This is a genomic window from Mycobacterium sp. (assembly GCF_032161845.1).
Classification (GTDB): Bacteria; Actinomycetota; Actinomycetes; order Mycobacteriales; family Mycobacteriaceae; genus Mycobacterium.
On the sequence record NZ_JAVRQA010000511.1, the window covers coordinates 1 to 11,433 of the forward strand.

Below are 11,433 nucleotides of genomic sequence, written 5' to 3' on the forward strand. Positions count from 1 at the left end.
CGCGACGCCGTGCAGGTCGGCCAGCTCAGCGAGCCGGTCCGTCCATTCGACTCCGACCGTGCTCATCTGAATCCATATCGAGCCTGAACGAAGCATCGACAGCGCACCGTCGGGCCCGGTCATCACGCCTTCGACGGTGGCGCCATCGGTCAGCATGGTGATGAGCACGTCGGCGCCGCTCGCCGCTTCCGCAGGGTCGGAGCCGAGCCGCGCACCGGCGTCGACCAACGCGGCGGCCTTGTCCGGAGTCCGGTTCCACACTCGGACTCCAAACCCAGCGCGTAGCAGGTTGCGGGCGATCGGAGCGCCCATCGTCCCGGTGCCCAACACCGCAACCGTCTGGGCAGGCTCGGTCATGGCATACCCTCCGGCGACGGTCCGGCCACCGGCGTGGCGGAAGTCATGATCTTGTCGATGTCGTCGAGGTCCGCGTCGGTCAGTGCCACCTCCGCGGCGCGAAGGCTGTCCTCGACGTGGCTCGATTGTCGGGCGCCGACGATGGCGACCTGTACGGCTGGGTTCGCCAGCGTCCATGCGATGGCCAGCTGGCTCACGCTGATGTCACGGTCGGCGGCGAAGACCTCCAGGTCGCGAACCGTCGCCAGGTTGCGTCGGAACGTGTCACCGCTGAAAACGCCACTCGCGCTGCGCCAATCATCGTCGACGAATGCGGTGTGGCGGCTCAGCGTTCCCGTCAGCAGCCCATGCGCCAACGGTCCGTACACCAGCACGCCGATGTCGTGCGTGCGGCAATAAGGCAGGACCTCGTCCTCGATCTCGCGACGGAACAGATGGTACGGCGGCTGCAAGGTCTCCACCGGAAGCGTGCCAGAGAACTCCGCCATCTGCGCGGCGTCATAGTTGGATACGCCGACGTGGCGGACCTTGCCGTCGGCGACCAGTTCGCCCAGTGCGCCCGCCGTCTCGGCGACCGGGACGATCGGATCCGGCCAATGCACCTGGTACAGGTCGATGTGATCGATGCCCAGCGCCGTAAGGCTGGCTTCTACGCCGCGCCGGAGCCATTCCGGACTCGCATCGCGTACAAGACCGGAGTCCGTCTGGCGCAGACCGCCTTTGGTCGCAATGACGAGTTCGTCGCGCTGGCTGGTGAGCTCATCGCGTAGCGCTGTGCCAAGGATGTGCTCGGATGCGCCGAATCCGTAGGCCTGGGCCGTGTCGAAGAAGTTGACACCCAATTCGCGGGCGCGACGGATCGCGGTGATGGCGGCGTCCTCATCGAAACGACCCCATTCGCCACCCAGCTGCCAGGTGCCGAAGGCAATGCGGGAGACGTGAAGTCCCGTTTGCCCCAACGTGGTGGTCTTCATATCGCTCTCCAAGTAACTCGAGCACAGCGGTGCTTCCGGGTTGGCCACTAACCACGATGTCGCGCCGGTGCAGCCCTGTCGCCACCGCTGACACCAATCGCCATCCCCTGCTAGCTGGAATCTGTGTCTGCGCGCCACCTGCAAATGCCCTGGGTATGCGGGCATCGTGAGCGGACGGAATCACGGCGTCGTGTGGGCAGAGTTGCAGCTAGTGGGAATGCGCACTGGTGCCGCCTACTGACAAGCTGAACTCATGTCCTTGAGAGGTACACGATGCGCTGCGTAATCGTGGATGACAGCCTAGATTTCGTCGACGCCGCACGTCGGCTGCTCGAGCACGACGGGATCGCGGTCGTCGGCGTCGCGTCGACCAGCGCTGAGGCCATCCGATGCGTTGAGGAGTTGCGTCCCGACGTCATACTCGTAGACGTAAACCTCGGCGGGGAGAACGGCTTCGAACTCGCCGAGCAACTCCACCGATTTGGACTGCCGACACCTCCGTCGGTGATACTGATCTCCACCCATGCCGAGCAGGACCTTGCCGACATGATCGCGACCAGCCCGGCCGTCGGGTTCCTAAGCAAGATCAACTTGACGCCCGGCGCGATCCGCGATCTCGTCGATGGGGTGGCGACCCTCGGGGAGGGCCAACACCACTGAGACCCGGCAGTCGTCGTCGCCGGCCTTTCCAGCGCCGCCCTCGATGGCCCAGATCCGATGGATGGTAGAGGGATTGGACCTCGTGCCGACGGGGATGGTCTGCAGCCTGAGCGCTGGCAGGCACGGACACATTCCAGCTAACTGGAGGTATGGCCGGGTGGCAGCGGTGACGACTTTGCCGTGTTTGAAGGACATCCTGTCCTTGAGGACGAGCAATTCGAGTGTCGGAAGTGACGACGCACAGCCATCGCGACTGAAGGACTTCGGACCATGTCAACCGCTTTCATACCGGATGCCGCGAACGGCCCGGGGGCTCCGGAGCAGCTCACTGACGGATACCACCTCATCGTCGAGGCCCTCAAGCTCAATGACATCCGGACGATCTACGGGGTGGTCGGCATCCCGGTGACCGACGTGGCCCGTGTCGCGCAGGCGTCGGGCATCCGGTACATCGGTTTCCGTCACGAAAGTAATGCCGGCCACGCGGCGGCGGCGGCGGGGTTCTTGACGAAGAAGCCGGGCATCTGCCTGACGGTCTCCGCACCTGGCTTCCTCAACGGGCTCGTCGCACTGGCCAATGCCACCACGAATTGCTTTCCAATGGTGCAGATCTCGGGGTCCAGCGAGCGGCACATCGTCGACCTCAAGCAGGGTGACTACGAGGAGCTCGACCAAATGGCGGCGGCGCAACCGTTCGTCAAGGCCGCCTACCGAGTGAACCGGGTCCAAGACATCGGCCGCGGAGTGGCCCGGGCGATCCGCACCGCGGTGTCCGGGCGCCCCGGCGGTGTCTACCTCGACATCCCCGCCGCGGTGCTCGGCCAGGTCATCGACGCGGCTGCGGGCGACGCGTCGCTGCGGCGGGTCGTCGACCCCGCACCACGCCAGCTGCCCGCGCCCGAAGCGGTGGACCGCGCGATCGACCTGCTCGCTGGTGCACGACGCCCACTCGTCGTGCTCGGCAAGGGTGCGGCATATTCGCAGGCCGACAAGGAGATCCGCGCGTTCATCGAGGCCACCGGTGTGCCGTACCTGCCGATGTCGATGGCCAAGGGCCTGCTGCCCGACCACCACCCACAGTCGGTGGCCGCCGCCCGGTCATTGGCGCTGCGCCGAGCCGACGTCGTCATGCTCGTCGGCGCCCGGCTGAACTGGCTGCTCGGACATGGTGAGGCGCCGCAATGGAATCCGGACGCAACCTTCATCCAGGTCGACATCGAACCCACCGAGCTCGACAGCAACCAGCCCATCGCCGCCCCGCTCGTCGGCGACATCGGCTCGGTGATGGCCGCACTGATGGAACGGGCCGAGCCCGGACAGCTCAGCGGCTCGGCGCCGTGGCGTCTCGAGCTCGCCGAACGCTCGGCGCAGAACGTAGCGAAGATGTCGGCGCGGCTGGACGTTGATCGGCACCCGATGCAGTTTTACGGCGCGTTGCGGGCCATCCGCGACGCGCTGCGCGAGTATCCCGACGCTTATGTCGTCAACGAAGGCGCCAACGCACTGGACTTCGCCCGCAACGTGATCGACATGGAAGTACCACGGCACCGCCTCGACAGCGGCACCTGGGGCGTGATGGGAATCGGGATGGGCTACGCGATCGCCGTCGCCGTCGAGACCGGCGCCCCGGTCGTGGCCATCGAAGGCGACAGTGCATTCGGGTTTTCGGGTATGGAACTGGAAACCATCTGCCGGTACCGGCTACCCGTAGTCGTCGTCGTGCTCAACAACGGCGGCATCTACCGCGGCGACGGAGTCAACACCGCCTCCACCGACCCGGCGTCGACCACCCTGATGCCCACCGCCCGCCACGACCGCCTCATCGAGGCCTTCGGCGGAAAGGGCTACCAGGCCACCACGCGGGAACAAGTCACCATCGCCCTCACCGGCGCGCTGATGTCGAGGGGTCCGGCTCTCATCGACTGCGTGATCGACCCCGCCGACGGAACTGAAAGCGGTCACCTCACCCACCTCAACCCGACCGGTGTCGGAAACCACTGAACACCAACGCTCTACCGCCCGAGCGGAACATTGAATATCTCACTGGGACAGGCGGACTCGCGAGACAGCTCGAATCTCGCTGACGTCAGCAAACACCACGTCTAACGGACCCGAGCGACTCACGCCATCCCGTCTTGGGGCAGCAACGAACGCGCGTGCAATTCCCGACGTCTGGCGCCATGGCAGCTAGCAGGTATGTCCGGAGTGGTGTTAGCAGGGGGCCCAAAGGGAGGTCAGCGCTGACGACATCGGCGCCCCGGACCGCAATTCTATGAGTCATGGTCACCGTTACCGAAACGATGTACGACGCTGGTTCAGCGGACCGCGGTTCGTGGCCCAACCTCACCGCGCCCTGCACCCGTAGCAGCCGTCGTGGAGCTTCCGGGGCGCCCGCACCGATCGCGCAGCCACCGGTCACAGCGCTAGACCCGATGGCCGCCCGCTCACTGGTGGGCCTCGCCGACCTCCCGACGATCGTCGCGATCGGACCGTTCGACGACCGTGCGCACGCGCAACAATTGGCCGCCGCGCTCATCGCAGTGCGCCAGCAGTCCAAGGCGCAGCTCGTCCTCCTTGGAACGGGCGTGCAGCACACCATCTTGATGCAGAGCACCTCTGCAAGGGGTTTCGGGAGCAACGTGCACGCGGTGGCGGACTCCAGCGGCGACCGATGGTCGAACTTCGTTGCTGCCGCAGACCTCGTCGTGCTCAGCAGTTCTGCGGCGACCAGCACGCTGCTGGACGTATTGGCTGCGGGACGGCCGGTGGTCGCCCCGGCTGACCCGGCCACCGTACAGCTCCTCGTGCCCGGCATCGCCGGACTGGTCTACAGGCCGGGGGATGCGTCCGGGATGGAGGGGGCATTGCGACGTCTTTTGACTACCCCGGTGCTGCGGCGCGGAATGGGCGGTCGCGCAAGACAAGTTGCGCGACGCCACGACCTGGAGCTCAGGGTCCGGGAGCAGTCCGATGGAGGGAAGCAAATATGAGCAGGCTCCTCGAGCGACTATTGATCTGGCTCGCTGACGTCCTCGACCGCAGCGTCCTCACGGTGCAAAAGGCGGACGACGAATGGCCGCCACCGGTCGGTCGCAATGGCCACCGCGCGCCCGTCCCCTCGACACCTCACGCCGCGGATTGCGGGTACCAGGCCCACTCCGCCAGTAGTCCGTCCAGCTCCGAAAGGCAATGCAAATGACCGAGATACAACCCTCACCGACGACAACGAATGCCGGCATCCCAGTCGAAAGCGACGAGCATTCACTGACCATCGGACCGGACGGACCGATCCTGCTGCACGATCACTACCTGATCGAGCAGCTGGCGCAATTCAACCGGGAACGCGTGCCCGAGCGGCAGCCGCATGCCAAGGGCTCAGGTGCATTTGGGCGGTTCGAGGTCACCCAAGACGTGAGTGCGTTTACGAAGGCCGCGGTGTTTCAGCCCGGTACCACGACCGAGACGGTGATCCGCTTCTCGACGGTGGCCGGTGAGCGCGGCAGTCCAGACACCTGGCGCGACCCGCGCGGCTTCGCGCTGAAGTTCTACACCTCCGAAGGCAACTACGACATCGTCGGCAACGACACCCCGGTGTTCTTCCTGCGGGATCCGATCAAGTTCCCGAGCTTCATCCGCTCTCAGAAGCGCCGCGCTGACAGCAATCTGCGCGATCACGACATGCAGTGGGACTTCTGGACCCTGTCTCCGGAGTCGGCGCATCAGGTCACCTGGCTGATGGGTGATCGCGGAATCCCACGCGGCTGGCGGCACATGAACCTCTACAGCGGGCACACCTTCATGTGGGTCAACGCGGCCGACGAGAAGGTGTGGGTGCGGTATCACTTCATCACCGATCAGGGCATCGAGAACCTGACTCAGGCAGAGGCCGACGCGCTGGTGTCGAAGGACACCGATTACCACACCCGCGACTTGTTCGAGGCGATCGGGCGTGGGGACCACCCGTCGTGGACATTGAAGATGCAGATCATGCCATTCGAGGACGCAAAGACCTACCGGTTCAACCCCTTCGATCTGACCAAGGTGTGGCCACACGGCGACTATCCGCTCACCGAGGTGGGCCGACTGACACTGGATCGCAATCCCACCGACAACCACAGCCAGATCGAGCAGGGCGCCTGGTCGCCTTCCAATCTAGTGCCTGGAATCGGCGCGAGCCCGGACAAGATGTTGTTGGGCCGGATGTTCGCCTACGCCGACGCGCAGCGCTATCGCATCGGCGCGAACTACAACCAGTTGCCGGTCAACGCGCCGAAGTGCCCGGTGCACAGTTACAACACCGCCGGACACATGCGGTATGAGTTGGCCGCCGACCCGGTGTATGCGCCCAACTCCAAGGGCGGTCCGAAGGCCGACACCGCACGCTACGGCCAGCCCGCCGGTTGGCACACCGACGGGGACATGGTGCGCACCGCGTACACGTTGCGTGCCAACGACGACGACTGGGGTCAGGCGGGCACCCTTGTCCGCGAGGTCCTCAATGACACCGAACGGGATCGCCTGGTGGACAACATCGTCGGCCACCTGCTCGACGGTGTGTCGGAGCCAGTCCTGGAACGCGCCTTCGAGTACTGGCACAACGTCGACCAGGATCTGGGCGACCGCGTCGAGAAGGGTGTGCGGGCGGGATAGTTCGACCGAGCGCCGCAGCGGGCGTCGAAGTCGCTCGCTAGCGGGCGTCGAGGAAGGTGATGACCGCGAGGACGCGACGGTGGTCGTCGCCGGTCTCTGGAAGATCCAATTTGCCGAGGATGCTCCGGACATGTTTTTCCACAGTGCCCTCCGTGACCCAGATCCGATGGGCGATACCGGCATTGGACCGGCCCTCCGCCATCAGGGCCAGCACGTCCCGCTCCCGCGCGCTGAGCACGGCGAGGGGGTCATTGCGCCGACGGACCGACACCAACTCCTGAACCAGCGCCGGGTCCACCACCGACGCCCCCTTCGCGATCCGCTCCAGCGTGTCGACGAAGTCGGCCACGTCTGTGACCCGACTCTTGAGTAGGTAGCCGATGCTGTGGCCACTTGCCAGCAGTTCCATCGCATGTTCGACATCGACGTGCGCCGACAGCACCAGAATGCCGATGTCTGGGAGCTCTTCACGGATCACTCGGGCCGCGTCGAGGCCCTCGGTGGTATGGGTCGGCGGCATCCGAATGTCGGTCACCACGAGCCCGGGGTTCAGGTCTCTTACCATCGCGAGCAGCTGCACGCCGTCACCCGCCTGCCCGACGACGTCGAAACCCGAGCGGTCCAACAGGCTGGCGAGCCCCGCTCGGAGCAAGACATCGTCTTCAGCCAGAATCACCCGCACCCGATCGTCGCGGACATCGACCTCTCGACCCGAGGATCGCGCGAACGACCGGGACTCGCTTGACTCGCTTACATCTGGTTGATCGGATTGCCGTTGGGCGCGGACCTGCGCGAACTGGTCTTCGGTCATCGGCCGCACCTCATCGTGGTTGAAGACTGACGTTCTGTTGGTATGTACAGCGTGGCGCCGGACGCGGAAGGCCACATCACCGCCAGCGTCCCCCACGCTCTACCGGTGTCGGTACCCTCGACTACCCGCTAGCCGGTAGTCACCGCGACAGCACCTCCACCGGGGTGAAACGGGGTGGTTGCCCCGCCATGTGGGATTCGAGCCACGCCGACCGTCGCGCGCGCTGCCGTCGATCGATCACGTCGGCATACCCCGGAATGACGCGCCGGCCAATGCCGGTGACGAGATTCGGCCCGACGTGAACAAGGGGAAGCCAGCGGCGCCAGCCGGGATCGGGTAAGTCGTTGACCGTGAAGGATTTTGCCGAGAGAAAGAACCTGCCCCAATTACGAACCTTGTGGTATTCCTTCACTTTCCGCCTCCGGACCTCGGCGACGTCCTCATCGGTCGGGCCGAATGCCGTCACGAACGACTGCGCGAGCATCTTGGCATCCGGACCGTCATGCTTGGTGTCTTGCAATATCGTCGTGTAAGCCATCCGCCACCAGTCTTCGACGGTCTCGGGGTAGAGACTCGGCTCAACTCCAAGGATGTATCCGACGTAGCGCCAGAAGTGCATGTGATCGAGGATCTCCTCGTCGGAAACCAAGTACCCCAGCTTCTTGGTGTGCTCGTTGAGCAGAAACGACGTGAAAAGAGTTCCCAACTGGGCGTTTTGACTGAGCGGGACGCCGAGCCTTGCGCCGTCCCATTCGGGGTGTGGGGCGATCCGGCGCCGAATCATCGAGTGCATGATTCGGACGGTGACCGCGGTCTTGCGGCCTTCCCCTCCTGGGCGCATGCCGCCGGGCTCTGAGACGTCGATCCAGAAGCGGCACGTTTCGAGGAATCGGCCGAACGCGCTTCCGCCCGTGTACGCACCGGTCAAGATGAGCGGTTTGTGGATGAACTCGTTGCGGTAACCGTCGATGGTGATGAGTCCGAAGTAGTAGAACGCGTCGACGCCATAGCGGCGGAACACCTTGGCTCCACGCTCGACGCGGTCCCAGTCCAGCCAGTCGGGTTCGGTGTCGAGATGCTCGAAGAGCGCCACCAGTTCGGGGGACGCGTTTGGCACGCTGCCGATCCCGTGGTCGAGGGCTTGATCGACCATTTTCCGCGCGTCCCTGGCGTATTTGCCGGTGAACGCAGCCTCCATGAAGGCATCGGACAGGGGATCGGAGCGCGCTCGGTCGCGACCCAGTTCCGTCACCACGGCGTCGGGATAGGCCAGTGGGCCCGTGACGAACTTGCCAAGGGCACGTGCGACGGATTTCCCTGCTGCGCTTTCCCGATTCTCGAAATACCGGAACGACGTCGGCACTTCAACGTCGGATGTGTCCGATGCGACGGTCATTTCGCGACTACCTCCGGGTCGTTTGCAAGTGCCCGCCAGATTAGTGATTAAATAGGCACTTGTCAATTAAGAATGACTGACCTCAACTGGACACGGAAGGACTGGCAATGAAGGTTTCGGTGATCGCCGATCGCTGCATCCGAGCGGGTGAGTGCGCCTTCGCTGCACCCGACGTCTTCGATCTGGACGACGACGCTGGGGTGGTTCTGCTCCAAGCCGATCCACCGGAGGCACTCCGTCGTGATGTCCTCATCGCCGCCCGCCGGTGCCCGGCGCAGGTGATCGCGGTAGACGATGACGGGATCTAGAAGCCCGCGCCTTAAGGTGCTGCGGTGACCGAACAGCGCTCCCGCCGGCGTGGACGCCCGATGAAGGCCGAGGCACCAGCACCCGACGACGACGTTCTGGCTGCCGCGCTCAATGCCTTTGCCACCCACGGGTACGCGGGCGTCTCGGTACGTACGCTCAGCCGTGAACTTGGGGTGAGCCACAACCTTCTTCACCAGAGGTTCGGGTCCAAGTGGGCCATCTGGCGCGCGGCCGTCGACTGGGGATTTGGTGGTCTCGTTCGAGAACTCGAGGTCGCCGACCGGGACCACGTCGATGATCTGCAGCGCCTCCGCTCCTTCATTCGCACCTTCGTCAAGGTCTCAGCGCACCGCCCCGAGCTGCTACGCATCGTCGACGGAGAGTCGGCCCAGGCCAGTGAACGACTCGATTATCTCTGTGCCACTTACATTCTCCCGATGGCTGCTCGGTTTCGCCCCCTCATGGATCAACTCATCGCCGAGCGGCGGATCCGCCCGATTCCCCCGGAGACGATCTACTACATGATCACGTCGGGCGGCGCCGCCCTCTACGCCAGCGATGCGATGACGACTCGCCTCTTCGGCCAGCTGCCGAGGACCCAATCAGATATCGACCGACACGCTGACGCCGCAGCCGACCTCCTCATCGGCGGCCTGTCGTTGTCAGCGCGTTGATCGACTGGGATCCGCGCTACGGCGCCAGCGTTTTACTATTCATGAACCGCGCCAGCCCAGTAGCGGCTCACGTCGGCACGGATCAATCCACGGTCTTCACCCCGGCAATCGAGTTGCCACCGTCAATCACCAACGTCGTGCCGGTGACGTATGAAGCACCCGGTGCGGCGAGGAAGGCGATGCCTGCGGCGACCTCGGCGGCACTTGCTGACCGGCCCACCGGAGTAGCCTCGCCCGCGGCAACCTCGGACGGGAGCTGGGCTGCCGTGGCAATCCAGCCGGGCAGCACGACGTTGGCCGTCACGCCGTCTGCGGCGAAGTCGACCGCGACGGACCGCGTCATTCCCAGCATTGCTGCCTTGGCGGTGTGGTAGCCGACATCACCTGTGTATGCGGTGAGAACGCCTGCCGTGGAGGCCACATTGATGATTCGGCCGTACCCACGCTGGACCATCCCAGGCAACGCGCCCCGGGTGACGAAGAAAGCACTGTCGACATTGCGCCGAAGGGCCAGTGCCCACTCGTCATCGGTCATCACCATCAACCGGTTGGGCCGTTCCGGGATGTTCACCGACGCCAGTCCGGCGTTGTTCACCAGGATGTCGAGCTTGCCGAATGCGGCCTCGGTGGCTCGGACGAGCTCACGCGCGGCGTCGGGATCCATCAGGTCGGCGGTGTGCGAGCTGGCCGTGATGCCCTCCCTTTGCAGCTCGTCGGCGCGTTTGACCGCGCGGTCCGTCGTCCCGGTGACCATCACGGATGCGCCCAGCTGGCCCAGCAATCGGGCGGATGCGAACCCGATACCAAGTTCGCTGCTCGACCCGGTGACGAGTGCCACCTGACCGCTGAGATCGAACGCGCTTGGCACCGTTGTGGGCATTGTGTTACTTCCCTTCGTATTTGAGCGTGCTAGCCAGTGAAAGACGGGCTGCCTGCCAGCAGCCTAGAACGCGCACACCCGCGTTTCTAGGTCGACCGTCCAACACTTGGACGTTCGTACAAGGTGGTAACCGCCATGTCACGCCGACGAAATACACCTTGCACACACTCGATTACGAACCGGAGGGCCAGCTGACGCCGAGACTGCGCGATCAGCTCGTCGAATCGTCGAAAAGTACTCAAGCGCGGGAGCTCTGAGCGTGAAACCCATGTCCGGCGTCACATACCTTGCGGTGGCTGCCCTGCTGCTCGCGAGCACGGCCTGCTCGGGAACCAGCAACAGCCCGACGGACAACGGGGCCTCGACGACGACGGTCCGCACTCCCCTGATGAGCGACCCCCCGCCATTGGACCCCGACGTCTTCTACCAACCAGAAGGCCTGCTCATAATGACCTCGGCCTACCAGGGGCTGCTCCAGTACGCGCCAGGATCGACGAAGATCGCGGGTCTGCTGGCGATGAAGTGGACGATGTCCCCTGACGGGCTCACCTATACGTTCACGTTGCGCGACGGCGTCAAGTTCGCCGACGGCACCCCCTTTGACTCCGCGGCCGCCAAAGCCAGCTTCCAGCGCCGGATCGCCATGGCAGCCGGGCCGTCCTACATGCTCGCTGACGTCAAGGACATGCAGACGCCGGATCGGCTGACATTCGTCGTCACCC

At 64.8% G+C, this 11,433-nt stretch carries 12 protein-coding genes; 7 read left to right on the forward strand and 5 right to left on the reverse strand.

All coding sequences use genetic code 11. From position 1 onward, the window contains the following. The coding region (locus QOD90_RS28140) for an NAD(P)-dependent oxidoreductase (protein WP_526355287.1) at nt 1-357 on the reverse strand (357 nt) is incomplete at its 3' end. Beyond that, nucleotides 354-1,331, reverse strand: coding sequence for an aldo/keto reductase (locus QOD90_RS28145; protein WP_526355289.1), 978 nt, complete (start codon nt 1,329-1,331; stop codon nt 354-356). The genes QOD90_RS28145 and QOD90_RS28140, both read right to left, overlap by 4 nt. Before the next feature lie 273 nt (nt 1,332-1,604). Between QOD90_RS28145 and QOD90_RS28150 the strand changes: the two genes are divergently transcribed. The 4 genes from QOD90_RS28150 to QOD90_RS28165 all read left to right on the forward strand — a co-directional run bounded on the left by QOD90_RS28150 (nt 1,605) and on the right by QOD90_RS28165 (nt 6,641). Beyond that, complete coding sequence (locus tag QOD90_RS28150; protein ID WP_526355291.1) at nt 1,605-1,991, forward strand: LytR/AlgR family response regulator transcription factor; 387 nt, start codon at nt 1,605-1,607, stop codon at nt 1,989-1,991. 270 nt (nt 1,992-2,261) lie between these two features. After that, nucleotides 2,262-3,992 carry an oxalyl-CoA decarboxylase gene (gene oxc, locus QOD90_RS28155; RefSeq protein ID WP_526355293.1) on the forward strand — a complete coding sequence of 577 codons (1,731 nt, stop codon included), beginning with the start codon at nt 2,262-2,264 and terminating at the stop codon, nt 3,990-3,992. Nucleotides 3,993-4,270: 278 nt separating this feature from the next. Beyond that, on the forward strand, nt 4,271-4,981 hold the full coding sequence (locus tag QOD90_RS28160) for a glycosyltransferase (RefSeq protein WP_526355295.1): 711 nt from the start codon (nt 4,271-4,273) through the stop codon (nt 4,979-4,981). A gap of 205 nt (nt 4,982-5,186) precedes the next feature. Further along, complete coding sequence (locus tag QOD90_RS28165; RefSeq protein WP_526355297.1) at nt 5,187-6,641, forward strand: catalase; 1,455 nt, start codon at nt 5,187-5,189, stop codon at nt 6,639-6,641. 37 nt (nt 6,642-6,678) lie between these two features. On the opposite strand, the gene QOD90_RS28170 is transcribed toward QOD90_RS28165, so the two are convergent. Together QOD90_RS28170 and QOD90_RS28175 are read right to left on the reverse strand one after the other, a co-directional pair. After that, the gene (locus tag QOD90_RS28170; protein ID WP_526355299.1) at nt 6,679-7,452 is read right to left on the reverse strand and encodes a response regulator transcription factor; all 774 of its coding nucleotides are present in this window, start codon (nt 7,450-7,452) and stop codon (nt 6,679-6,681) included. A 139-nt stretch (nt 7,453-7,591) separates the two neighbouring features. Further along, entirely contained in the window at nt 7,592-8,848 is a 1,257-nt protein-coding gene (locus tag QOD90_RS28175) for an oxygenase MpaB family protein (RefSeq protein WP_526355301.1), read from the reverse strand. A gap of 107 nt (nt 8,849-8,955) precedes the next feature. Here QOD90_RS28175 and QOD90_RS28180 point away from each other — a divergent pair, with 107 nt between their 5' ends. Further along, nucleotides 8,956-9,156: a ferredoxin gene (locus tag QOD90_RS28180; RefSeq protein WP_526355303.1), complete on the forward strand. Its 201-nt coding sequence runs from the start codon at nt 8,956-8,958 to the stop codon at nt 9,154-9,156. A gap of 24 nt (nt 9,157-9,180) precedes the next feature. Next, a complete protein-coding gene (locus QOD90_RS28185) occupies nt 9,181-9,831 on the forward strand; it encodes a TetR/AcrR family transcriptional regulator (protein ID WP_526355305.1) in 651 nt (216 codons plus the stop codon). Nucleotides 9,832-9,913: 82 nt separating this feature from the next. Here the strand turns inward: QOD90_RS28185 and QOD90_RS28190 are convergent, their stop codons facing one another. After that, nucleotides 9,914-10,711, reverse strand: coding sequence for an SDR family NAD(P)-dependent oxidoreductase (locus QOD90_RS28190; RefSeq protein ID WP_526355307.1), 798 nt, complete (start codon nt 10,709-10,711; stop codon nt 9,914-9,916). Between the two features lie 268 nt (nt 10,712-10,979). Between QOD90_RS28190 and QOD90_RS28195 the strand changes: the two genes are divergently transcribed. Further along, the coding region (locus tag QOD90_RS28195) for an ABC transporter substrate-binding protein (protein WP_526355309.1) at nt 10,980-11,433 on the forward strand (454 nt) is incomplete at its 3' end.